The sequence below is a fragment of the Aminicella lysinilytica genome (genome assembly GCF_004362975.1).
Classification (GTDB): domain Bacteria; phylum Bacillota; class Clostridia; order Peptostreptococcales; family Anaerovoracaceae; genus Aminicella; species Aminicella lysinilytica.
This window is the reverse complement of sequence record NZ_SNXO01000035.1, coordinates 1-24268: the sequence shown is the minus strand read 5'-3', so window position 1 is coordinate 24268 and position 24268 is coordinate 1. Positions and strand designations below refer to the sequence as shown.

Sequence of the window (24268 nt, the reverse complement as noted above, 5' to 3'; positions counted from 1 at the left end):
TTGATTTTAACATGGAGAACAAATTACTTCAACGGATTTTTTAATAGCAGCCAATCATTTGACAAAAGGGGGTTTCAATCGTAAGATGTTAATATGAGTAGAGACATTATAAAGAGGTGTAACAAAATTTTCCCATGGTTCAGCGGACTCTCCGCGGACCTGCTGTTTTTCGTAGCTATAGATACCCTGTGGCTGACAGTGGTCAAGGGTCTCACCGCCTCTCAGATCGTATCTCTCACCACCATATCTCTGGTGGCTAGCATAATCCTGCAGATGCCCATACTGAAAATCATAAGTAAAATAGGAAATACCAGATCCGTCAGAGCCGGCGTCATGATGATGCTCGCCGGAGCCATTCTCATAACCTACGGCACCTCATACCTGGTAATTGTCTTAGGAAAAATAATATTCGAAATATCCATATCCTTCAGAAATATGGACAGCGCCATACTTAAAAACAATCTGAGCCTCCTCCACCTGGGCGATGAAGAATTCGTCAGAATAAGAAATCAGGCCAGCACAGTATATTCAGTCGTAACAGCCATCATAGCCTTCGTGGCAGCCTGGCTATTCAATTATAACCACTACCTGCCCATGTACCTTTGCATCGGCGCCTGCGTCCTGTGCCTGGGCATGAGCTTTTTTGTGCGGGACTTCTCGGAAAATTCCCGCAGAAAGCACATCAATGACTCCAAAGAAAAACTCAACAAAAATAAATTCGTTCTGATGGCTATTCTGGCCTTCGCCCTGTACTATCCCCTCCTGGACAGCGGACAGTGCAACGGCAAGCTGTTCATCCAGCAGGACATGATGACCTTCTATTCTGTATCTAAGACGGCCACGTGCCTGACACTCATAGTTGCGGTCTCCCGTGTGGCGAGGATCATGTCTAACATGGTCTTCAGCCCCATCTATGTCAGGTACAAAGGCAACGTAGTGCGCGGTCTGGCCTGGCTTCTTATGGTGTCGGTAGCCCTGCTTGTTCTGGGGTTTTACCTACCTTACGGAGCGGCGGTGAAATTCACCGTCATGGCCATAGGTTACGTGATTATGCTATCCATCCGCGACCCCTTCCGGACATACATGCAGAATCTGATCCTGAACAATACGGAGAAATCCAACCAACAGGCGGCCCTCATATATATGGAAATGGCCCGGAAGGTGGCAGCCGCTATATTCAACATCACAGCATCACTGATAATGCTGCGGGCTGAGCTTCTGTGGGTAATGCTCCTGACTCTGGCACTGAGCCTGGTGGAAATCGTCATCTGCTTCAAACTACACAGTATGGTGGTAAAGTAGTATTCATTCTTACGCGCTCCGGATCATGGAGCGATTTCTGGATCTCCGGCACTGTTTATGAGGCTCAGAGCTTTCTGGTCATAGTAGTCTCTGGCTGTGGCGATGCGGTTCTGAAGAAAATACTCCCTTATATTATATAGTTTATATTCAAGGCGCTTCTTAGGATCGTTGTAAAGGGTCAGATCACCTTCGAAGCATCTTTCATATTCCTCATAGGATACGAATTCACTGCTGATGATCGGATGAGTGATCTGCTGACTCTTGTCAGGCACTATCATCCAGGTGTCACCGAAATTGGCCTGGAGCATAGCGGTATAATCACCGGCGACAGGCATTCTGGCGGTTTCAAAGTCTATGTACAACTGCTCGCTGAATGCACTCTTAGGGAATATCAGCCACTGAACTCCCCACCTGAGATGGTAGTTCTCACATTTATCCTCAGGATATGTGAAGAGCTTCTGTGACAACTCGGCTAATACTTTCTCGCGTCCCTCGCTGACCATTCTCGCCTGATATTTCTCGTAGAGAGACTCATCAAGCAGTCTGCCGTCCAGTTTAGGATTCGCCACGACGAAGTTAGTAGCCAGGCACTCACAATAGAGCCAGAAATCCTTATAATATTTCGTGATCTCATCCTCATCGGTGGGAATAGGATCAAGTATAAGTATATCCACCGGAATGCCGTGAGGCGTACCGTCAGCCACTCTCGACCTGAAGAACGTGGCCGTCTTCTTATCCTCCACCCTGAAAATCGGGCTGTTGTAAAGTGGATAATCGTCATTGTCCAGCAATGCGTAGCGCTCAGGCAGTTCAGCCTTCAATACAGGCTTGGCCTTGATCCACTCGTCTCTGGTCATGTACAGATCTATGTCATCATCCCATGGCAGAAATCCGCCATTCCTCACAGCTCCTAAAGCGCTGCCTCCGCCAAGGAAGAATTTGATTCCTCTGGCGTTCAGTATATCGCTTACCACGATCAGTTCATTAAACAAAAATTCCTGCATTCTATTCATGGCAGCCACCTTCTCTTTCCTGCTCAACTTTCTTTTCATGACTTTTCGGCATACCCTGTATCATTGCGTCCATACGCTTGTTCAGACCGAAATGAGCCATCATATCATAGTAAATATCAAGCATTTCCTCATCGAATGAAAATACTATGTTACTCTCCGCCGCCTCTTCAAGGGCGTCAGTATATGGGCCGAAAGCCCTTCTCAGGCCTTTATAGTCTCCAGCCTCATGTAGTTTTCTGATTTCAGTCTTCCTGTCCTCAGTATAAAATTCCCACATTTTATACCTGTAGTCAGCTGCCCTTACGGCCTTCCAGTCGTGGGCCGCCTTCTTGCGGTACCCTTTGCGCTGGTCTTTGATTTTCTCGGCATCCTGTGCCAGCTGCCGCAGTCCTTTCAGCCCGGCTTCATCCCCTGCCAGACTCTGAAAATAGTCGGCATATGATACGCCGGCCCTGACAATGAGTCTGTCAAAGCCAGCCGCCTTGCCCTCCATGACATAGCCGTCATCCATAGGAGTAAGCCGGCCTTTGTAAGCTTTGTTTAAAAACGATACAACAAAACGCGGCCCCGGGAATTCCCGACCGTCAAGGCTTGCCTTAGCTCCGCCCCTGGCGAAATAACTGGCTGACAAGGTCAGTCCTTTGCCTTCGGCGAAAGTGATGTCGTAGGTGCCATAGTAACCCTTGCCCTTCGATTTCGGTCCCTTGCAGTTTCTGCAGATGTAATTGAATAGCCTGTCCATGACCTTAGCCTTGCCGAGTATCATAGTTGCGCGCTTGTACTGCTTCAGTTCTCTTCCGGTCGTTTCCGACCCGCCTGTCAGATACTGTGCCCTGCCCTTTTCTATTGCCTCGATTTTCTGTGATTTATCGTCGGTTGGGAATTTCCCGCGCAATATAGATATCGCCACGAACATGCCGTGCGCTTTATAATTTTCATAATCTGTCACATCGATGCAGAGTGATTTCTCGTCGACATATCTGACAGAGAAATCCGGATAATCGGGGTCGTTGCCCCAGTAATCCAGGGTACGATCCTTGCGGCCGGCAGCGGCCTTGATGAACTTCTTCACATTGGCGCAATCCATGATCACGTTGACATACCCCATCGTGTCCGGCAGTACACCCTTGGTGACCGCACAGAGCAGAGCCTCGCCCGTCAGGAAATATTCGATTTTTTCTTTGCTGCATATGTCGTCAAATTCACATAGCAGTTCATATAGTCTGTCGTGTTCTATATTCATTTATTCTCACCTGTTCTCCTACTAAAAATCAGTGTTGCTGAATGGTTTCTGCATATAGTGGAATCGCCTGTCCAGGCTCTCGATCAGTTGCGTATCATTATCCGAGAGACTTCTCTCAGAAAGATCGCATACCTTCATAACGCCCAGCCGTACCATGGCAGCCAGACTGCAACTACCCATAAACAGCGAGGCCATGTCCCCCTTGGAACAGCAGATTTCCACTTCAGGATCATCGTCATCTACCGCTACCGACCAGTTGCTGAATCTATGATTGCTGTCATCAGTAAATCTGATATCGTATATCTCTTCTCCTGAGAATGCGTCAGCACAGCGAAAGCGCACTACAGCGTGTCCGGGCCCGAAGCGCCGATATCCTGTTTCACTGACAAAATACTTTGGATCTATTATCTTATGCATGACATTGATAGTTGCTATATTTGTCTGCAAGCATCCGAAATCTACATAATTCCCGCTTACGTCGGCAGGGTCCTCCAGCAGATGGTAGAAGTCCTCCTCACCTGTGCGTAGAACCACCTCCTGATCCTGATCCTCCTGCATACGCAAGAATCCCAGAAGATGTATCAAAGTCTCAGGCGCATCATAAGTAAGCTCGCTGACCTCTATACGGTTCAGTGTATAATTCACCGGGCTATTGCTCTCATAATGATAAGCTACGTAACCACGCAGAGTCTTCCCGTCATGACCTATATATCCTACCCGCCTTATGGCTGTGTCTTCTTCCATATCTCTGATCTCATCCGGGAATTTGTCTATCATACCGTGGTTGTTTCTGACATAGGCAGCATGGCACCTTAGAATCTCATCCATATCTTCACTGCTAAGGAACCTCATATCAGCCATATCCCGGCACTCCGGCAAGGCGCTTGTCGGCAGGCGATATTCATAAAGTCTGCTTTCGAATCCGTAGCCCATTTTCTTATAGAAGTCTATGCGGAAAGGCAGCAGCAACGCTATAACAGCCCCTGACCTGACCGTATAGTCTTCAAAGTATTTTACCATGTCCAAGGCTGCACCTTTCTTTTTGTGCAAAGGGTGTACTCCCAGTGCCATGAGGCCTGTAGCAGGCTTCATCTTTCCGAATATGTTCATCTGGAAGTCGATGATCTTCATAGTTGCAATGAGTTCGTCGTCTTCGAAAAGTCCGGTGAAATGTATATTTTCATCCTTTTCCATGGATGACAGAACCACACTGCGCTTGGCGGCGCGACCTTCATCGCCGATATCCTTGAAAGCCGGATATGAATCCAAATATATGGTCAGGTAATCTTCTATATTCTCAGGGCCAAGAGGCCTGATGATTCTATTATTATTCATTTGATAAGATCAACTCCTTTCAAGTTCACTATATATCAATTGGTAAATAAATTCAATGTTAAATATTACGATTAATTAATCTTAATATTTTGCTACCGCTGATTAACTTTTTATTAATTGTAATATATGATACAGACAATTACATTGTAAATTTCCACGCCATATATTATAATTAATTCATGAATTTACTTGAAACATCAGGGCAGAAAGCAGGCACAGAAATATGTTTAAACGAGGATACATCAAGGAGCAGCAAGACCTGCTCGGAACACTGATACAGGACTATAACGCAATCTATTATGTCGACCTGAATACAGATCGATTTACAGTTTTATATGCAATAACGTAGTCAATCAGGATGTTCATGATCCTGACTTTGAAGAAAATCTGTTCAGTCAGGCAATGAAGGATTTCACTGAAAAATATGTAAGAGATGAAGATAAAGATATGCTTCTCCGGCTGACTGACTGTCAGTACGTTAAAGACAGGCTGGCAAAAGAAAACACCTACGCTTTCAGATATCGTGTCAATCCTTATAATGGCCTGGAATTCTTCGAAGTCCGCATGGCCAAACCAATTGAAGAAGATAATGAGAGCTTTGCCATCATGACGGTACGCAACTGTAATAAACAGGCACGCGAAGAACTGGCTTATCAGCTCGAGATAGAGGAAAGGAACTGTGAACTGGTTGATGCTTTAATGGCAGAGAAAGGCGCAGAACGTTCCAAGTCTGATTTTTTCGCCAGAATGAGCCATGACCTCAGAACACCTATGAACGTTATTCTGGGTCTTACGGATCTGTCCACAGAAGAAGACAATATAGCTCAATTGCAGAACAACATGGAAAAAATCCATGTTGCAGGCCAGTATCTTCTCAGCATCATCAACGACAGCCTGGATTTCCAGAAAATCGAAGCAGGCGGCATGAAATTGAAGCCTGAGATCGTACATACCAGAGATTTGGTAAGCAGTATTACTGAATTAGCCACGCGATCTAATAAGGAAAAGAATATCACTGTCAAGCTGAGAAGCATCGGCGTCGATCAGGCGGCCTATATTGAGGCGGACCCTATACGAATGAAGCAGATATTCGTCAACCTGATTTCTAACGCGATCAAATTCACACCCTCCGGCGGAACTGTGGATATTACTATAGAAGTCATAGAGCGAAAGCCAACTATGGTCCATGATCGTATCACCATAGCTGATACAGGTATAGGCATGAGTAAGGAATTCCTGGAAGACGGGCTTTTCAAGCCTTTCTGCCAGGAACACAATGCAATTACATCTAATTATGCGGGAACCGGTCTCGGTCTGTCTATTGCCAAGCAGCTCCTGGATCTCATGGGCGGTACCGTCAAGGTCGAGAGCGAACTTGGCGAAGGCACCACCTTCACCGTAGACATCGATTTCAAACTTGTCGATGAAGAAAAAGTCAATCGCCTTATTAAGGAAAGAGAAAACCAGAAACTCAACATCCTTCCTAAATTGGAAGGAGTACATGTACTTCTTGTAGAAGATCACCCTTTAAATGCAGAAATCGCTATCAAACTGTTGGAAAAGGCAGGTTGCAGGGTAACCTGGTCAGAAAACGGCAAAATCGGCCTTGACACCTACCTACGCTCTGAGCCTTTCAAGTATGATGTAATACTGATGGATATAAGGATGCCGGTAATGAATGGCCTGGAAGCTACCAGGGAAATACGCAGGCAAGACAGAGAAGACGCCCAAGGGATCCCTATCATTGCCATGACGGCAAATGCCTATGATGAGGACATCAAGGCTTCGTTGGATGCCGGTATGAATGCGCATCTAGCCAAGCCTTTCAATCCACAGCAGTTATACGAGGAAATCGGCAAACTGGTCACCGGCTGATCATCGCTATCCAGCTATTTCACCTGCCAGCTCGAATCCCTTCTTTGCTACAATAACGGCTATGATCTCGTTGATCACTGCCGCCGCGGCGATAGTGCCCTTCACTATGGCTGCCAGATCCGGCCGTGTCGCGGCCAATGTAGCGCATATGATACCTGTAAATACCAGAGATACTCCTGAATGTGGCAACAAAGTAAGTCCAAGATATTTTTGCACCGTTACGGGCATATGCGTAGCCCTGGCGCCGGTCCGCGCGCCGAAGTATTTGCCGAAAGCACGGGAAGCTATATAAACAAAGGTACCGATCCTCCCGATACCATCCTTGCTATGATTGAGTTAACTGTGAAGAACACGGCGATGCCCACGATGTCGTCGAGAACTGCCATTGGTAGAAGTGTGTCTGTGACCGGGCCCTTAGTATGGAATTCCTGAACTATAGACAAGGCCGGCGCCGGTGCTGTCGCAAGCGCGATGCCTCCGAATGCAAAAGCCAGATACACAGGTATCCCAGCCATATGCAATACAACGGCAAACACCATAGATACAACGGCAAAAGTACCCAGAGACTGGGTCAACGTCGTTACCACCAACGATTTACCGTAGCTTTTGATTTTTCTCCAAACGATTTCTGTACCGAGCATAGATCCAAAGGAACACTGGGCCCAGCAAATGATCACCTTATACAATGTAGTGTTCATAAGCCTCTGCGGCAGGAGCCCCAGGGCATTAGGCCCCAGGAGCATCCCGGCTATGAGCCAGCCCAGTATCGCCGGCATCTTGACTTTGGTAATGAGCCTGCCCATAAGGAAGGCAGCTCCTATAGTAATTATCCATCTGATTATATTTATTGTCATTAACTCTATCCCCATTCCGGTCATCCCAGCAACTCCAGCAGGTCATCCTTGCTCATAGAAGCAAGTGAAGCCTCGGAACCCTCGCCGCTGATTATCTGATCAGCCAGATCTCGCTTCTTTTCCTGAAGTTCTACGATCTTTTCCTCTATAGTATTCTTAGCAATAAGTTTATATTCCGTGACCACCTTGGTCTGTCCTATGCGGTGAGCTCTGTCCGTAGCCTGATTCTGCACAGCCAGGTTCCACCATGGATCGTAATGGATAACTATATCCGCGCCAATGAGATTCAGCCCCGTGCCGCCTGCCTTCAGAGAAATCAGGAACACCGGAACATCGTCGTGATTGAACTCGTTGACCAGGCGCAGCCGCTGCTCCTTAGGCGTAGCGCCGGTGATCACATGATACCTGATGCCGGCCTTATCCAGATCCTTTTTCAAGACATCCAGCATTGACGTGAACTGTGAAAACAGCAGCATCTTATGCTCGCCCTCGACAGCACTCTCTATGAGTTCCATACAGCCCTCTCTCTTGGCCGAAGGGCCGTCGTAATCCTCGAAACACAGAGACGGATCGCAGCAGATCTGGCGCAGCCGCGTCAGCTCCGACAAAATCTGTATCTTGCTCTTATTGAAATCTCCCTCATCCTGAGTCTGAAGGGTTTTCTTCATGTGCAGGACCTGAGCATCGTAAAGTTCCCTCTGCCGGCCTTCCATCTGCTCCGGGCGGACTTTTTCTATCTTATCAGGCAGTTCCCTGAGAACTTCCTTTTTCAGCCTACGCAAAATGAACGGCGCCACCATCTTCTGCAGTCTGGCGATGGTCTCTTCATCCCGGCTTTTGACTATAGGCGTCTCAAAGTTTTTCCTGAATTGTTCGTATGTGTACAGAAATCCTGGCATCAGGTAGTCGAATATGCTCCAGAGCTCGCTGAGTCTGTTTTCTATAGGTGTTCCCGTCAGCGCAAAACGCACGCTGCTGTTTATGACCTTAACAGACTTGGCTGCGGCAGTGGAGTGGTTCTTGATGAACTGCCCCTCGTCGATGACCTGATAATGGAAAGTTTTATCCTTGTATTTTGCAATGTCACGCTTCAAAAGATCGTATGATGTTACCAGAACATCGTAATCCCGGTACTTGTCGATAAGCTTGCGCCGCTCGCCCTGACCACCTGCCACCAGCAGTATCTTAAGGTTCGGCGCGAAACGCCTGAACTCTTCTTCCCAGTTGTATATAAGCGACGCCGGCGTCACTATAAGCGACGGCTGAGACTCATCCCCAGCCTTTTCTTTGTACGATAATATGACCGAGATCATCTGGACTGTTTTGCCCAAGCCCATATCGTCGGCAAGAATGCCTCCCAGGCCGTAGGCCTCTACAGTTGACAGCCATCTGAAGCCGGTCTTCTGGTAGTTTCGCAGGACGTTTTTCAGAGATGCAGGCTCCTCGAAGTCAGACTCCGACACGGTCTTGAAGCTTTTCACCAGTTCTCTGTAATGGCGATCTCTGTCTGCGTATATGTCATCAGACTCGGCCAGCAGTGAATCCAGATACAGTGCTCTGTAGGCAGGTATCTTAAGGGATCCCTTCTTCAGATCCTCAGCGGAAATATTCAGAACGGAAACCATTTCTCCAAGGGTCTTTAGATTAGGGTCCTCAGTGTTGATGAAATCGCCGTTTTTCAGTCTATAGTACTTGCGTCTGGTCTTATAACCGGACAGTATTTCCATGAGCTCTTCCGGCTCCACATCAGTAGTAGCGATGGAAAGATCCAGGAGGCCGTTATCCAGCGATACGCCTATAGACACCTTGGTCTTGCTTCTGACTTTCAGATGTTTGAATCTATCTGTGGTGTTGACCTCGCCTATATCCAAGAGCCGATCCAGACCGTTCTCCAGAAGATCATATATTTTCCCCTCATCACTGTCACAGTAATAGAGCCCGGTCTCCTCGTCATATGACGTAAACCAGTTCATTAAAGTCTGAAGCACCAATGCCTCCTTGACATCTTCCCTGGATACCATGTCTGTACTTTCTGAAATGAGATACTTCTTGTCTCCGTATATGGACAAGGCCTTGCAGGTAACATCATCATTCTCAGCGTCCAGATAGAATTCGAAGGATGCCTCCGGCGGTATGAATGCCTCGATCTCATCCTCGATTTCCCCACGAACATCGAATGTATCTTTCAGTTTCGGCAACATTGTATAATAAAAATCAGACATCTTGCTGCGGCCTATGGAAAATCTCAGTATCTTGCCTCTGGCGTTTTCCAGCAGCGGCCTGATATCCCTGGAAAATTCCTCGCTCTCCCTGAGGAAGCCCTCTGATCCTATATAGTATGCATGCCTTGTTCCGGTAAAGATCCCTGACAAATCGGACTCCACTGTAAGTCCATCAAATTCATCGCTGCCTTTATCTATGCGTATCTCCATAACTGGCTCATATCGGCCGTCTACAGGCTGGATAGCCTGCTTCTTGGAATAGCGCTCCTTGTCAGTAAATTCGACTTTATTTCCCTCAAGGAGTTCATAGAATTCATCAAGTCTGCTGCCGAAAAGATCCAGTGATTTGCCCACATCAGTTTTAATGTTGGCTCTGTATTTCTCCCCTGCCTTTTCCCGGAACATCTCCTCCTCAGCCACATATCTCTCAATGTAGTCGATGTATCTTTCAGAGTCATCGAAGCATCCTCTGCCATGAGGTATTTCAACAGCAGAAGCTCCAGAGCCGTATTCTGCAATTCCCGATTCCTTTACCAACCTTACGAACTCCGAGAGATTCTTAATGACGAACATTTTATCGATTCCGATCCTGAATGTCAGTTCCAGGTTGCCCTTCTTGTATTCTATCCTGGGTTCCAGGGTAACGTCCCCGGCCAGCCTTCCCTGCCTGTCTTCTGCTCTGGCTACGGCGGCGCTCCCATAAGACCTCATTATCATCAGGCCTCTCACATCGGTATTATCTCCTATAGGATTGTCCTTCATATATCTGGCAGCAAGTATTATAAGGGCAACCAGGTGTTCACATCCCATAATCCTGCTGTATCCATAACCATAATGACCGCTCCACCGGCTACTGCAATCCGGACACCAGCAATTTGCTTCCAGCAGGTCATTTCTGTCAGCTCGCAGTTCTACATCATTGCCATCATTATATTTGCTATTATCTACGGCGCCATTGACAATCAGATTCTGTCCAATGCCGCTCTGTCTGAACCGGCTTTCAATGTTGCTGAGCCTGAGTTTTCCTGAATCTGCCAGTGCCATTCCCTGATCCCATAGTTCAGGTGAAAACGCGCAGGATTCAGTAATAGCCTGCAGATCATAGTACTGATATCCCATATCCAACCGGCGAAAAAACTTCTCTGCTCCGTTTTGTATCTTCCTGGCATCTCTGTCGACTTCCTCTACTGCTCCACCTGTATCTATAATATCAAGATCGTCTTCTACGGTAAACAAAACAGCTGCCATATGCTTACACATATGGCCGTCCTCTGCGTAGGGACAAGTGCATGAACTGCTTATCAATTCATCATTCTGGATCTTCAGTGTCACGCTGTAAAGCCGCGTCCCCGACCCTGCAACTGTAGCGTAGATGATACCGCCCTCGTTACTGATCAGATGAACGGCGCCATTTTCATAATAGTCCATCCCTCGATCAAGTATTACATTTCTAAATTTATATTCCCATTCCATATGTTACTGAAATTCCTTCCGCTTGCTTAGCATTCTCTTCTGCCCGTTATGATCCATGGTGCAGGCTGCGCCTGGAAGGCGTTGTTAGCCGCAAGTCTGGCAACGCTGATCTGCAGGACTTCTGCCTCTTTAATGCCTGCTTTTTCCAATGTGCCGCGCATAGCTGCCGCCGCAACAAAATCAAGTGTGTAGATGACTATGTTCATGCCGGGGTTTTCCCTGAGCAAAAACTTCACTTCCTGCTCTGTGCTGGCTGAGGCTGTGAGAAATGCCACGTCCGGCGATGCCTCGGCTTTCAGCATTTCTTCGTCTACATGGTCGAAGACTTCTACATTGCGCAGGTCGTAATATGCCACGCTTTCTTCCAGAGCATCTCTGTCGTGCCCATTGTATTCTACCGCTATGACCTTGCCTTCGCTTGCCTGAAATGCCGCTTCTATTGAAAGAGCTGAACTGCCTACGACGCAGACAGTATCTTCTCTGTCGATATCCATTTTATTAAGGATAACTGTCCTGACTTCACTTCCTATGCCGCTTGCATTGATACGGAAGTAAGGATTATCCAGACCGATCTTGATAGTGTTCCTGGAATTCTCATTGACCACAAGCATGGCCGCCGAAGCGTTGATTCCACGGTTGATCATGTCGCTGACCTTGTCGTGCTTTACATCGCCTTCAGGCACGGAACCCTCGTTGTACCAGACCTGGCAGTCGCCAAGGCCTGCATTCCACATATTATAGAAAATGTTCTGATCTCCGGCTTCCATAAAGGCAAGAACTGCCTTATGAGATTCCACCGTAGGAATCAGATTCTTATTCTTCTTGGTTACATCCATCATCTTGATCTGCTCAAGATCGATGGGAGTTCTGTCTGCATAGTACTGCATCCATGATAAAATCTTTTCGTTAGTAAATTGCTCTTTTTTCATAGTTTGCCACCTTTCCGATCGGTTCTGTATATATGCTACAATTATACACTGATTGGGCGGGCATATCTACATTTTCTTGCTATAAGTTCCCGTTAAACTATCGCAAATTGTCACCCATCGCAAGACTTGAATTGTCACCCATCGCCAGACTTGAATTGTCACCCATCGCCAGACTTGAATTGTCACCCTCGCCAGACTTGAATTGTCACCCTCGGCAAAACAAGCTGCCCCCATATGCCTCTTTGAAGCCTATAGGTATTGTTCCATCGATGGTACGATTATGCATGCAAAAATGTATAATCTAATTAACCATTCGACACGACCAGCAGTGCTCCTGACGCTATATAAACTGTTCTTCATATATCGAAACCGTTGAAATATCACGTGCACAGCTATCTGTAGCTGATTCGCATTTTAACTATCATAAGCAAGTTGTGAGATTCCTCAACACTTCTATACCTACCTAAACCGGATTTCCGGCAACGGAAATGTTGTCGAAGCATATTTTCGTTGCTGTAACTTGCATAAAATATCGGAGATTTAATTGATAAATCTTGCTAGTATCGTTGCAATTACTGGTTTACGTGTGATTGTAACATCTTATTAACTATTCCTAAAATTATGTATCTATTGTTCCATCGGTGGAACGATACCCAAGTCACACAAAGGGCCCTTTGGATGCCCTTAAATTATTACTGACACCCCTATCCCCGAATGGCTGTAACCCTTGCAAACACACAAAGTAAGAATTTGCACCAAAAATACAAACACCCCAAAGCAAGAACTTACTTGATATCTTTGCGGCTGTATTTGACGAATGCCACAACCACCCCGATGACTGCGTAAACCATTCCAACCGCAATCAGCCTCATGTCCAATGAGCCATTTGATATAATGTCCGCACCTTCCGTATAGCCAAATGGCGTCACATACTTAAGGAAATCCGCACTGTCAGAAATATTTTTGATAATATTCAGGAAGTACATGATTCCGGCGATGCCAAGGCCCAGGCCCACGCCCCCGCGGCGCAGAAAAGCCGAGATCCCGAAGCAAACGCAGGCCAGTTCCACCTGAAGTATCAGGAACGACAGATGGATCAGGTTTATGTCCTTCCACGGTATCGTTTCGCCGATTGCCGCAATAGAGCCTACGGACATGAGCCACAGCGCCAGATTCATGATCAGGATCTGCAGCAGCACTGCCATGAGCTTTTCAGCTATAACACGGCCGCGACTGACCGGATGAGTCAGCAGAAATTCCGCAGTATGCTCCTTCTCTTCCTTTGCGAGAATAACACTGGCAGAAAATGCCGCGAAGAACGCGCCGCCCAGGCCCAATATGTTGCCGCATTCCACAGCATAGAAACCCGTCAGCGTCCCGAAATTCAGCCTATCCATGCTGAAGGCCTCGGTAAACGAACCCATAGAAGCAAACATATTGCTCACATCGCCCATCTGATCCTTCATATCCGGAAACATCAGAACGCAGATGACCAGTAGAAATCCAATAGACAAAGTCCAGATCAGCAGGCCTTTGAAGCCCTGCCTCAGTTCATGTATCATAATAGTCATCGTGGTTCGCCTCCTTCATTATCGTCAGCATAGTAATGTAGAAATATTTCTTCCAGATCCGGCTCAGCCACAAGTATGTCGTCGATGCGGCACTTTGCCAGCCTGGCTGTCAGCTGATTTATGTCGCCGCTGTAGAGGAAGCTGACGCCATCTTCCGATATCTGCAGGTCGCGGACCCCCGAAAGGCCTGCTGTATCGAAGGCCTGCCCTGAGGTGGAAAGGCCTGCTATGTCGAAGGCCTGCCCCGAGGTGGAAAGGCCTGCTGTGTCGAAGGCCTGCCCTGAGCCCGGCCGTTCTTTTGCGACAAAATCTCCTCTGACGGTGACTCTCCTGGCGTTGGTCTTGGCCAGGGCATCTACACTATCGCAGGCTACCAGCCTGCCATCGCGGATTATCGCCGCCCGCTGGCAGTTCCTTTGTATCTCAGATAAAACATGAGATGATAGAAACACCGTAGTGCCTTGATGGTTTCTCTCCCGCAGGATTTTGAAAAACTCCCTCTGCATTAGAGGATCTAGTCCGCTGGTTGGCTCGTCCAATATCAAAAGCCTCGGCATGTGCTGCAGAGCGCAGACTATGCCGACCTTTTTTCTGTTGCCGAAGGATAGCTCGTCGACTTTTCTCGACGTGTCCAGCTGAAGCCTGTCGCAAAGAGAAGCGGACTCAGCTCTGCAGTCGGTTTTCCGAAGGTTCGCAGACAATTTCAGTATGTCCCTGACTTTCATTCCCCCATAGAAAGTTGCCTCAGAAGGCAGATAGCCAGCATCCGCCAGAATTGCCGTCTTCTCCGAGACTATGTCACGGCCGAAAACCTGCGCAGTTCCCTTTGTTGGGCCAATGAGCCCCAGCAAAGTCCTGATAGTCGTGCTTTTGCCGGCGCCGTTGGGACCGATAAAACCGAAAAATTCGCCCTCTTCAACAGCCAGATCCAGATCGATTATGCCCCGGGCCTTGCCGTAATATTTGGTCAGTTGTTCAGTGTGTATAGCGTACATTAACTACCTCCTCACTACATCAATGCCATCCCAGATTATGCTCTTCACCAGCTTTCCCATATGCTCCGGGCTTTCCTTCATTCCGTCCTCCATCCAGCTTCTTACCAGGCCTATACAGCCAAACATGTGATAGTCGAAGAATTTCTTATAGATTTCTTCCCCGCCGGCTCCAAAGGCCGCTATGCAGATGTCCATCATCCTGGCCCTGAGTTCATTTCTAATGGCGTCTATAAAAGATATATCGCCGTTGGGCCCCAGCAACGCCAGGGCGAATTCCGGATCCTGTCCGACATACTCGAAGAGGTCAATGGCCCTCACTGTGGGATCCATAGTCAGTTCTTCCACATCGTGTCTGGAATTCACCTCCTTGAATTCCTTCATATAATCCGCTTCCATCTTCCGGAGGAGATCGTAAACATCCGTATAGTGAGTGTAAAAAGTAGCCCTGTTTACGTCGGCCATATCAGTCAATTCTTTAACTGTTATCTTCTGTATTGGCTTTTCCTTCAGCAGTTTTATAAATGCATTCTCTATGCCATCTTCAGTTCTACGAACCCTCCTATCCTCAGTTCTGTTGCGCATGTTATACCTCCAAAATAAATCAATTTTATTATACGTTATTCACGATTCTGTCGTTTACCATTCACTTCGAAATACATTGTTTATTGTAATACGACATGTGACTATTATAATACTAATTGTAGGAATAATCAACACTTGTTAATTAAAGGAGGCTCAGTTTAATGGGTGTTATTGAAGTAATGAAAGACGTTATGGGAAGCGTCGCCAGCAACAAAAAGAAGCGTGGCATGATCCTTGGTATCATGATAATCACATGCTTCTTCGGTCTGCTGATCGTCTACGCATTCTGGGCGCCTGTCGACGCTATGAAGGATGTGCCGGTGGTAGTTGTCAACCTGGATAAAGGCGGTACTACTGCAGACGGTGACTCAGTGAATTTCGGCGATAAGATCGCGGAAAACGTCACAGACAACGACAGCGTCAAGTGGAAAATCATCAAGAAAAATGTATTTGAAGACGGCATCGAAAACACCGACTATTACTTCGGCTTCGTAATTCCGGAAAATTTCACCGAGGAGGCTTTGTCCGCAAGCCAGAGCACTCCGACGAAAGCCAGGATAACCTTTGTTAAAAATGCCAGGAAAAATTTTGCTATGAACATGCTCTCAGCCAATATCAAAAACGGCTTTGTTAACAGTGTTTCCAAGGCTATTACCAAACAATACTCCAAGAGCACATATGATAGCATGTTCAATATAAAATCCGGTCTGAGCAAGGCCGCAAGTGGTAGCGCGTCTCTGGTCAAGGGGGCCAGGAACGCCCAATCAGGATCCGCTAAGCTGGTGTCAGGGGCTGATACCCTCCAGAGCAAAGTAACTCTGCTGTCCAGCGGCGCAGGCAAACTCCAGTCTAATGTTACCAGACTTTCAAAAGGGGCAGCACAGATAAAGACCGGCAGCGACAACCTGTCCGGCGGAGCCACGAACCTTACGAACGGACTGAAGTCAATGCAGTCCGGCACCGACGCGCGCCTTGCTCAATATAAAGGAAATGTCGACAAGTACGTCACGGCCGTGACGCAGCTATATAACACACTCAGCAAAAGCCCTGCCTGGGATTCTTTGTCCCAGGCCCAGAAACAGCAGCTTGCGGGCCTTGCCAATAACGCAGCAGCTATGAACACAGGCTACGTCAAGATGAAATCCTCTATCGACAGCGGCTTTGCCACGACCATTACCGGTGCACAGAAACTGGTCTCCGGTGCATCTCAGTTGTCCAAGGGAGCGACTTCCCTGAGTAGCGGCGTCGCCAGATTGTCATCCGGCGTGGACTCTCTGGTAAGCGGTACGGAGAAACTGGCTTCCGGTACATCTAACCTTGTCTCCGGCGCCAATTCCATGTCCACCGGTATGTCCAAGCTGGTCAGCGGATCGACCAAACTCGAGTCCTCACTGAACACGGCTTCCGGCAATATCAACGACAGGCTGATAAATTCCAGCACCGACATGGCCGATTTCATATCCGAACCGGTATCCACCAGCGATGATATTTACGGCGACTATGATGAGTACGGCAAAGGCCTGGCACCTTTCTTCTTATCTATCTGCCTGTGGATCGGTATGATACTGATCTTCCTGCCGATAGACTACCGCCCGCGCGGAGCCGTACTATATGGCCGCTTCTCGACTGTCATCGGCGGTTACCTGGCCATGGCGCCCTTCGCCGTGATTTCGGCCCTGCTGACCGGCACCTGTGCCTTGTTCATAGTCGGTCTGTCGCCGGTAAATACCGGCATGTTCCTACTCTGGTACTGCATCGCAGCTCTGACATTCCTAGCCGTGATACATATGCTGCACATAGTCTTCGGACCGCTGGCCAGCAAACTACTGGCTATCCTGCTGTTCTTCTTCCAGATAGCGGCAGGCGGCGGCATTATGGCCAAAGATCTGCTTCCCGGCTGGCTCTGTGCCCTGAACAAATGGCTTCCTATGACTTATTCCATAGACGGTCTCAGAGAATCCATACTCTCCGGAAGCTGGTCCGGCCTAGCGCCTGATCTCTACGCAGCAGTCATATTCATTGGAGTTAGCTGCCTCATCTCACTGGTATGCTACCGCAAAGCCAAATCTGCACCTGCGGAAGCGGCAGCGGCGGCATAGTCGCAGGCGAACATGAAGAATAGACAAATGTGTCGCGCTGTTTGAGGCGAAATAATAAAAAAGGAGATGACCGAAAGTGTAATCGTACTTGTATGATTACACCGAGGGATTCTCCTTTTACAGTTTCCGCAGGAAACTGTGGTTATTTCGCCGAGTTCGCGAAATATTCTATTCTTCGTGAGTGAGACTATATGGTTGCCGCCGCACGAGGACAAGCGAAGCGGAAGGGCAGCGAGCTAACCTACTGCGTCCCGCAGCCGCGGCCTTATCTGTCCATCCTCTATCATCTTCACGAAGAGGCAGGTCAGCTGCGGATCAAACTGCTTGCCAGCCTGGTTGCTGATTTCCTTGGCCGCAAACTCCACAGAGAAAGCCTCCTTATATGAGCGCTTGGAAGTCATAGCATCGAAGGCGTCAGCCACTGCCAGGCAGCGGGCGCCCATTGGGATATTGTCCCCCTCTATGCCGTTAGGATAGCCCGTGCCGTCCCAGCGTTCATGATGTCCGACTACTGCCGGGATCAGATAATCCAGATCCGGCAGGTAGCGGATTATTTCTATAGAATGCTCTACGTGCGTCTTCATTATCTCATATTCATCAGTTTCCAGACGACCCGGTTTACTGAGGATCGACTCAGGGATAGCGATCTTGCCCACATCGTGGAGCAGACCCGCTTCATGGATTATGCGTATATGCTCATCGCTGAGGCCGGCCTCTTTAGCCAGCTCCGAGGCATACTCAGCCACATTGCTGCTGTGATTGAAGGTATAATGATCCTTGGCATCTATAGCTGCAGTCAGCGCGTAGATCGTTGAAGCCGCGCCTTCGTAACCGCGGAAAACGATCTGACCCTGCTGGCCATCTCCATCTGCAGCGCCATACTTACCCGAGACACCATCAGACTGATAAGTGATTATTTTGTCCTTGCCCGTGTGCTTACCGCTGAAGACCTGCATGGTCGCGTTGGTCATAAGTTCCTTCAGGTTTGACGCGCCGTAAGGGATCGAGCAGATGCCCGCGCAAAAAGTAAGCTTTTTCATTTTGATGCCGCCGTTGCCCATCTCATTACGGTTAAGTTGTTCCTTAATGTTTTCCGTAGTGCGCAAAGCCTGCATCTGGTTTTTGCCGGGCAGGCATATGCAGAATTCTTTGCCGCTATATCTGCCGGCGATGTCGTTCCTGGTCACAGTATTCATTATCATAGACGCAATATACTGCAGGGCTTTATCGCCCTCCTGGGAACCGTAGAGCTCATTGTAAAGGCGGAAATCGTCTATACTGATCATTATCAGCGAAAGCTGGTCATTTTCCTTAGCGTCGATGGCGTCCTCGACCCTCTTCAGGAATGCGTTTCTGTTGAGCATGCCTGTCAGATCGTCCATATCGGCTCTGCGTTTGGTATCTTCAAATAGCATAGCGTTATTGAGAGCTATGCTGCCGATAGACTGGATGGATTCCAGGAATACTATGTCGTCATATGAATAAGGAGCCTTATTATTCTTATTCCCGATGAGCAGAATGCCCGTCAGATCTTTATTGTTTCTAATTGGCGTGATGCAGGCTACATCACAGTCCGCCAGCATCCTCTTCTCACTTTCCCACATTGATCTGTATGTGGTGGAACGCTTGAATTCACTCAGTAGCAGACAGGTATCGCTGTCCTTGATATATTCTATATATGGCACATCGCGATCGATCTCGATGTTTTTATTATCCAATGGGTTTACCGTGTGGGACAAAACATACTTTCCTTTGTTCCTGTCAAGCATGAATATCATCAGGTGTGACACGCCCAGGCCCTCGCAAAGGACGTCGGAAATGTCGCCCATTATTTCATGGACGTTCAGAGTCTTCGACGTAGCAAGGCTGAAGTTTTTCACCCGGTCCTGTACCACCTGCTCACGGCGAAGAGATATGCGGCTGATTGCTTTATAGGCCAGCAAGCCCACAATAAGCACGAAAATGGTCAGAGCGACTGACATGATCACAATTACTGCAGTTATTGAATCAGTGTAGCCCTGGATCAATTTGATACCATCGCCGATAAAGTTAGCGCCCAGCACTGCCCCCACTATGAGAGTACAGTAGAGGACCACCGAAGGCGATACCAGTAGATTCAGCTTGAATGCTCTTTTTCTCGTAAGGGTAAAGAATACCAGGAAAGCGTTGATTATCCCTGAGAAAGTGTCAAATGGGAAATGGATTCCAGGCAATACGGACATGATGTTGCCTACGATAAGGAAGGCAGCGCCCAGTAACGGCAGGTAAACTTCAGAAACCATCTGATGTTTGACTCTGACAGCGTTGGCTACCCTCTTCAGGCTCAAGCCAACCAGCAGCACAGCCATAATCGTTGGGAAAATCAACTGCCATCCGGCGTGATATACGAATGTAGTCCTGCCACTTGCAGCCACATGCATGACAGGTATCGGCAGGAATACCTGGAAATATGTAAGGATCATTATGACCAGGGTAAACAACTCCATAGAAATATGCTCTATACGGTTGTTTCCGTGGAGATAACAGTATACGAAATTATAGAAGGCGTATGGTATGGCAAATACCGCAATTATTGACACCTGATACCAGAATGCATATCCCGGTGAGAATTGCATCCTCATAAGCATGGAGCCGCCTGTCCAAAGGAGAGACACAAACATATACCACATAAAGGAATAGATAAGTTTGCTCTTCTTGGCTGAACAGAACGCTATCAATAAAAACGAGTAAAAGAATACGGCCAATATAGGTACCCATATATATGGAACGGCAGTTGACGACATATTTACGCTCCCTTCGCTGTCCTACATCATAACATTTCCTGTAATAAGCATATTGATCTCGTGCGCAGTCGGATTCATGCGCGGGATCTGCTTACCGTTCTTCTCCATATATTTATTGAATGCACCACATTTCAGAACTGTTATTTTCAAAGGATCGACGCCGAGGATTTTCTCCAGGTCATCATAATCCGTGTCTAAAAACTTAAAGTATACTTTCAGATGTTCCCTCAGCACCTGAACGCTCAAGGCCGACGTGTCTACGGCATCGGGCTTTATTTCTATATACAGATGCATATACGGCTTCTTATCCCTGTAGTATTCCTTCTTGGCTACCCAGTGATCTATTGGAAGTCTCGATAATGATATGACATCCGAAATAGAGTTTCCTGTTATCCGTGTAAATCCCGCTATATCTATGACATCTCTGATTCTGTCGGTGAATGTCACAAGAGGCAGTGATGTAGACGAATCCCCGGCTCTGCTGACACATCTGAACATATCTCCCACACGATATCTTGCGAAGGCTCCGCCCTTAAGGCTGGTTATCACAAGCTCGTAGTTCTTGCCGTCTTCAAGTTCATCTAATAGCAGAGTACTTGGCTGATATTTCGGATCGCACTGGCATTTAACGGACTCCTCCTCCGGAATGAATTCCGGGAAGCAGCTGTCCGGGAAGAATACCATTCCTCTGTGGCTTGGCGTCTCCGTGCATAGCAGCGACATCTCAGTACCGGCGAATATCTCCTGGATCTTAATATCCCAGGCTTCCTCGATCTTCTCCTTATAGCAACCTGTATCTGTGCCGGCGCACACCAGGGCTTTCAGTTTGAAAATATCCTTAGGCAGCATCGGGCGGCCTTCCCTCTCGCAGATGCCCTTTGCTTTCAGATACCTGGCAATCATCTTCGGCTTCATGCTGTACTTCTTATCTTTGGTCGACTTTTTCGATTTTCCTGACGAACCGCCGCTGGCCGATTCGCTGAAGCTTTCCGTCATATAGGCTATGATACTGGTCATTCCGAAGAACCCGTCGATTCCTCCGAATATGCCCATCTTGAAGCCTTCCTTGTTTCTTCCTGAGAAACTCATGGAATTGGCCTTCTTCACAGGCGGAAGGAAGTGGAAATCTATTTCCTTATCGAGCACCAGTGGGAAGAGGCCCGTCACATAGGGCAACGGCGCCAGTCCGAAGAGTACACGATCCTTATTCCTAAGTGTCGCCTGGTTTCTTTCCTTCGATGAAGCCAGGGTCATTATGGAAAGCATGTTGTGGTCAAATGCCTCAAGCATTCCGTCCGTGTACGGCGCAGTCTTAATTGGATGCAGTCCGCCTTCCCAGGTAGTCTCAAGCCATATGACCGGTTCCTCAGGAAGCATATCCACCCGCTTGTTAAGCAGTACATCTGCGTAGTCTTCATATTTGGTAAGGGGCACCATGTTTCTGAAATCTTCTATGGTCCGAGGATGCTTACCCTTCAGGATACGCTGGCCGAGACCACTGTCAGACCATTTCCTGATCTGCTCCAACATGAGCCTTTCCTGTATCTTCTTGAACTCCTTATAGTCCAAGTCAATGAATCCGCAGTACTCGCCCCACAAGTCTACATTATGCTGTTGTGTCAGTTTCTCACCGTATCTCATTCATTCCTCCCGGCAACTGCGTTTATGCCCTAATGGCAACAAGAAATGAGTACTGTTCTTATACTCATCATAACCATCGAAAACTATAGGAAATATCCAGCGATCCTGAATGATCACATAGATTATATTGCATACTGTAAACTCGATTCCTGCAAGGAGAAGTGCCTTCTCTCCCAAGGCAAGGGCAAGGAATATATAGGTTCCGGCCAGGAACAAAACGCCCGGGTGTCTGCATATGCCGTACACCCCACCGGTGGCAAGCTTTTGTTTGGACCCCTGCACATAGGCTGCGTCAAAGGGTACTGCAAAAAAAAGCGTGTATATAAGCAAAACAAAAAAGGCCACTGCTAAAACTAAGAATTCCATCGACAAATAAATGCCATACCTAAACGTGACCGGCGCTCTGGCGCCTATAATTATTGATACAACCAAAAGCAATAACAAACCTGAAGGGAATAGAATCCTCAGTCCCCTTCTGTTGTCTTTGATTTGATTTATATCGTACAATACAAATAGCAAGAAAGACATCGCTCCAAGCACATACAATGTTGCCATAACAACCTCCAGCCCAACTCCCTTGCACACACTATGTAATAATTGTACCATTATTACCTTTTTTTGGCAACTCATATTTTTTGTCCTGAAAACTAAAAACAGCCGGATGGTTTGTTCCATCCGGCGTATAGTATCATCTGCAGGTCATATTTACTGTGCTGAGGTGTCAGCAGTCACCTGACTTGAGGCTGTATTACTGTATACATCGCCACTGCTCTTGACAGCTGTGACCTTGTAATAAGCCTTGCTATTCTTGGATACGCTGGTATCTGTGAAAGCAGTACTCTTCGTTGTTGCAATTCTCGTATACTTTCCGTTAGCACTGTAGCTGCGATATACGCGATATGCCTTGGTACCGTTGAACTTGCTCCATTTCAGCTCTATAGCAGCCTTGTCTGGATCTGCAACGGATTTCACCTTGATGATCTTGCAAGCCTTATACTTGTTGGCTTTCTTGACCATGTTAATATATTTATATCCGCTATTGCTGACATAGAATTTAACGAACTGGCTCGGCGTTCCCTGATAGTAGCATACCTTATTGCTTGCGTAATAGTTGTTGTCTGCCCAGTACACCTTGCTCTTGGTCACGCTCAGCAGTACAACTGAATGTCCGTAATAGCCGCTGAATTTACCAGACCTTGAAAGGCGAAGATGTGTTCCGGCCTTGACGCCCTCACACTTCTTCAGAAAATTACTGGTGTTGAATCTCAGATAACTGTAGTAACTGGCGCTCTTCCTTGTAGAAAGTGTGGTGCTTACCTTCTCGGCATATCCCCAGCACTGTCCGCCGCCACTATAATATCTGTGATTAGGATATTTCTTCTCGATCTTATTGATCTGAGTAGCAACTACAGGATTGCTCGTTACTGCTCTTCCTGAATAAGTTCCCTCGCTCATTGCGTATGAGTTTTCCATTCCCAGAGGCATCATTACTGCCACTAGGGCAACTGTTATAATTAAAGTAGTTAATTTCTTCATGTTCATCTCCGTGTCTTCAAGTTATTAAGATTTCTTAATAACTTTGCCCATTATAGCACATATTCTCTGAATTCTGAAGAAATATTAAGGATTTAATCTATAGGTAACCGACCGATTTCAAAAAAAATCCCTGTACCCCCATTATAGTGAGGGTCAGGGCTTTTGTGAAGGAAATGTGAATTTTTTCTGCTATACTCTCAGACCCTTGGCTCGTGATTCTGTAATGACGAATGAGCCCATTGCCGTAGCGCAGATGCTATCATCAGAAGAGTCTAGCACCTTGCAATTACAGCGTATGAGCCGTTTCCCCATGTGAGTGTATTCGACTCTTATCCTGAATTTGCTGCCCTTCATAGGCCTCAGATAACTTACCATTATCTCCGTAGTTGACACGAAATGCTGGGTCAGAGCCACTGCTCCCATACCCATGGCCGTGTCCATGATACTGCATATTATACCTCCGTGGACTCCATCGTAAGGATTGAGGCACCACTCCTTAGCCTCGAATCCAAACTCTATCCATTTGTCCTCGGCGCTGCAGTCCAGCAGTATAAGTCCCAGCATTCCATTCAGCCTGTCAGGCTGGCTCTGCTGCTGCTTTATTACTTCCTCAATATTATTGATCAATTCTGCCTTATTCAATTTCTATTCTCCTATCTCTCTTTCAAGTATTGCGCTTACTTATCAGCTGTACAATTATACTATCTATGTCGTTTCCATGCAAATCGAGTAGGGGCTAGCAAGTAGCCCCTCTCACACCACCGTACATGCCGTTCGGCATACGGCGGTTCAATTCATATAATAATCTAAACAAC

At 47.3% G+C, this 24268-nt stretch carries 18 protein-coding genes; 3 read left to right on the top strand and 15 right to left on the bottom strand.

Translation table 11 applies throughout. The features are described 5' to 3' along the window. Window positions 1–93: 93 nt before the first annotated feature. Entirely contained in the window at window positions 94–1302 is a 1209-nt protein-coding gene (locus tag EV211_RS08710; protein WP_133529048.1) for a hypothetical protein, read from the top strand. Window positions 1303–1325: 23 nt separating this feature from the next. Here EV211_RS08710 and EV211_RS08705 read toward each other — a convergent pair whose 3' ends face one another. Genes EV211_RS08705 through EV211_RS08695 form a run of 3 tightly spaced genes read right to left on the bottom strand, consistent with a single transcriptional unit; the run spans window position 1326 to window position 4893 of the window. Further along, window positions 1326–2315 carry a LicD family protein gene (locus EV211_RS08705; protein ID WP_166635419.1) on the bottom strand — a complete coding sequence of 330 codons (990 nt, stop codon included), beginning with the start codon at window positions 2313–2315 and terminating at the stop codon, window positions 1326–1328. Next, a complete protein-coding gene (locus EV211_RS08700) occupies window positions 2308–3558 on the bottom strand; it encodes a hypothetical protein (RefSeq protein WP_133529046.1) in 1251 nt (416 codons plus the stop codon). Before EV211_RS08700 ends, EV211_RS08705 begins: the two co-directional genes overlap by 8 nt. A 21-nt stretch (window positions 3559–3579) precedes the next feature. Then, the gene (locus EV211_RS08695) at window positions 3580–4893 is read right to left on the bottom strand and encodes a GNAT family N-acetyltransferase (RefSeq protein WP_133529045.1); all 1314 of its coding nucleotides are present in this window, start codon (window positions 4891–4893) and stop codon (window positions 3580–3582) included. A 402-nt stretch (window positions 4894–5295) separates the two neighbouring features. Here EV211_RS08695 and EV211_RS08690 point away from each other — a divergent pair, with 402 nt between their 5' ends. Next, window positions 5296–6768, top strand: a complete 1473-nt coding sequence (locus EV211_RS08690; protein WP_133529044.1) for a hybrid sensor histidine kinase/response regulator — start codon at window positions 5296–5298, stop codon at window positions 6766–6768. Window positions 6769–6774: 6 nt separating this feature from the next. Here EV211_RS08690 and EV211_RS11085 read toward each other — a convergent pair whose 3' ends face one another. The 7 genes from EV211_RS11085 to EV211_RS08660 form a co-directional block, all read right to left on the bottom strand. Next, on the bottom strand, window positions 6775–6996 hold the full coding sequence (locus EV211_RS11085; RefSeq protein WP_330564656.1) for a hypothetical protein: 222 nt from the start codon (window positions 6994–6996) through the stop codon (window positions 6775–6777). Window positions 6997–7052: 56 nt separating this feature from the next. Further along, window positions 7053–7637 carry a cation:proton antiporter domain-containing protein gene (locus EV211_RS08685; protein WP_330564655.1) on the bottom strand — a complete coding sequence of 195 codons (585 nt, stop codon included), beginning with the start codon at window positions 7635–7637 and terminating at the stop codon, window positions 7053–7055. Between the two features lie 5 nt (window positions 7638–7642). Beyond that, window positions 7643–11272, bottom strand: a complete 3630-nt coding sequence (locus EV211_RS08680) for an SNF2 helicase associated domain-containing protein (RefSeq protein ID WP_207668008.1) — start codon at window positions 11270–11272, stop codon at window positions 7643–7645. A gap of 71 nt (window positions 11273–11343) precedes the next feature. After that, window positions 11344–12246: a precorrin-6B methylase gene (locus EV211_RS08675; protein ID WP_133529042.1), complete on the bottom strand. Its 903-nt coding sequence runs from the start codon at window positions 12244–12246 to the stop codon at window positions 11344–11346. Window positions 12247–13031: 785 nt separating this feature from the next. After that, window positions 13032–13817 (bottom strand): ABC transporter permease subunit, encoded by a 786-nt coding sequence (locus EV211_RS08670; protein ID WP_133529041.1) that lies wholly within the window; start codon window positions 13815–13817, stop codon window positions 13032–13034. Continuing rightward, the gene (locus tag EV211_RS08665; RefSeq protein ID WP_133529040.1) at window positions 13814–14812 is read right to left on the bottom strand and encodes an ABC transporter ATP-binding protein; all 999 of its coding nucleotides are present in this window, start codon (window positions 14810–14812) and stop codon (window positions 13814–13816) included. Before EV211_RS08665 ends, EV211_RS08670 begins: the two co-directional genes overlap by 4 nt. A 3-nt stretch (window positions 14813–14815) precedes the next feature. Next, the gene (locus tag EV211_RS08660; RefSeq protein WP_133529039.1) at window positions 14816–15394 is read right to left on the bottom strand and encodes a TetR/AcrR family transcriptional regulator; all 579 of its coding nucleotides are present in this window, start codon (window positions 15392–15394) and stop codon (window positions 14816–14818) included. Window positions 15395–15555: 161 nt separating this feature from the next. Between EV211_RS08660 and EV211_RS08655 the strand changes: the two genes are divergently transcribed. Beyond that, window positions 15556–17493, top strand: coding sequence for a YhgE/Pip domain-containing protein (locus EV211_RS08655; protein ID WP_133529038.1), 1938 nt, complete (start codon window positions 15556–15558; stop codon window positions 17491–17493). Window positions 17494–17729: 236 nt separating this feature from the next. On the opposite strand, the gene EV211_RS08650 is transcribed toward EV211_RS08655, so the two are convergent. The 5 genes from EV211_RS08650 to EV211_RS08630 all read right to left on the bottom strand — a co-directional run bounded on the left by EV211_RS08650 (window position 17730) and on the right by EV211_RS08630 (window position 24095). Beyond that, complete coding sequence (locus EV211_RS08650; protein ID WP_166635418.1) at window positions 17730–20114, bottom strand: HD domain-containing phosphohydrolase; 2385 nt, start codon at window positions 20112–20114, stop codon at window positions 17730–17732. Window positions 20115–20297: 183 nt separating this feature from the next. Further along, window positions 20298–21917 (bottom strand): GH3 family domain-containing protein, encoded by a 1620-nt coding sequence (locus EV211_RS08645; protein WP_133529036.1) that lies wholly within the window; start codon window positions 21915–21917, stop codon window positions 20298–20300. Continuing rightward, on the bottom strand, window positions 21918–22592 hold the full coding sequence (locus tag EV211_RS08640) for a hypothetical protein (protein ID WP_133529035.1): 675 nt from the start codon (window positions 22590–22592) through the stop codon (window positions 21918–21920). It lies immediately after the preceding gene. A 30-nt stretch (window positions 22593–22622) separates the two neighbouring features. Continuing rightward, a complete protein-coding gene (locus EV211_RS08635; protein ID WP_133529034.1) occupies window positions 22623–23453 on the bottom strand; it encodes a hypothetical protein in 831 nt (276 codons plus the stop codon). 189 nt (window positions 23454–23642) lie between these two features. After that, entirely contained in the window at window positions 23643–24095 is a 453-nt protein-coding gene (locus tag EV211_RS08630; protein WP_133529033.1) for a PaaI family thioesterase, read from the bottom strand. Between the last annotated feature and the right edge of the window lie 173 nt (window positions 24096–24268).

Coding starts and splice junctions, on each gene's coding strand:
- EV211_RS08710 (WP_133529048.1), top strand. CDS start 94: ATGAGTAGAGACATTATAAAGAGGTGTAACAAAATTTTCCCATGGTTC.
- EV211_RS08705 (WP_166635419.1), bottom strand. CDS start 2,315: ATGAATAGAATGCAGGAATTTTTGTTTAATGAACTGATCGTGGTAAGC.
- EV211_RS08700 (WP_133529046.1), bottom strand. CDS start 3,558: ATGAATATAGAACACGACAGACTATATGAACTGCTATGTGAATTTGAC.
- EV211_RS08695 (WP_133529045.1), bottom strand. CDS start 4,893: ATGAATAATAATAGAATCATCAGGCCTCTTGGCCCTGAGAATATAGAA.
- EV211_RS08690 (WP_133529044.1), top strand. CDS start 5,296: ATGAAGGATTTCACTGAAAAATATGTAAGAGATGAAGATAAAGATATG.
- EV211_RS11085 (WP_330564656.1), bottom strand. CDS start 6,996: ATGCCCGTAACGGTGCAAAAATATCTTGGACTTACTTTGTTGCCACAT.
- EV211_RS08685 (WP_330564655.1), bottom strand. CDS start 7,637: ATGGGGATAGAGTTAATGACAATAAATATAATCAGATGGATAATTACT.
- EV211_RS08680 (WP_207668008.1), bottom strand. CDS start 11,272: ATGGACTATTATGAAAATGGCGCCGTTCATCTGATCAGTAACGAGGGC.
- EV211_RS08675 (WP_133529042.1), bottom strand. CDS start 12,246: ATGAAAAAAGAGCAATTTACTAACGAAAAGATTTTATCATGGATGCAG.
- EV211_RS08670 (WP_133529041.1), bottom strand. CDS start 13,817: ATGACTATTATGATACATGAACTGAGGCAGGGCTTCAAAGGCCTGCTG.
- EV211_RS08665 (WP_133529040.1), bottom strand. CDS start 14,812: ATGTACGCTATACACACTGAACAACTGACCAAATATTACGGCAAGGCC.
- EV211_RS08660 (WP_133529039.1), bottom strand. CDS start 15,394: ATGCGCAACAGAACTGAGGATAGGAGGGTTCGTAGAACTGAAGATGGC.
- EV211_RS08655 (WP_133529038.1), top strand. CDS start 15,556: ATGGGTGTTATTGAAGTAATGAAAGACGTTATGGGAAGCGTCGCCAGC.
- EV211_RS08650 (WP_166635418.1), bottom strand. CDS start 20,114: ATGAGGATGCAATTCTCACCGGGATATGCATTCTGGTATCAGGTGTCA.
- EV211_RS08645 (WP_133529036.1), bottom strand. CDS start 21,917: ATGAGATACGGTGAGAAACTGACACAACAGCATAATGTAGACTTGTGG.
- EV211_RS08640 (WP_133529035.1), bottom strand. CDS start 22,592: ATGGAACAAACCATCCGGCTGTTTTTAGTTTTCAGGACAAAAAATATG.
- EV211_RS08635 (WP_133529034.1), bottom strand. CDS start 23,453: ATGAAGAAATTAACTACTTTAATTATAACAGTTGCCCTAGTGGCAGTA.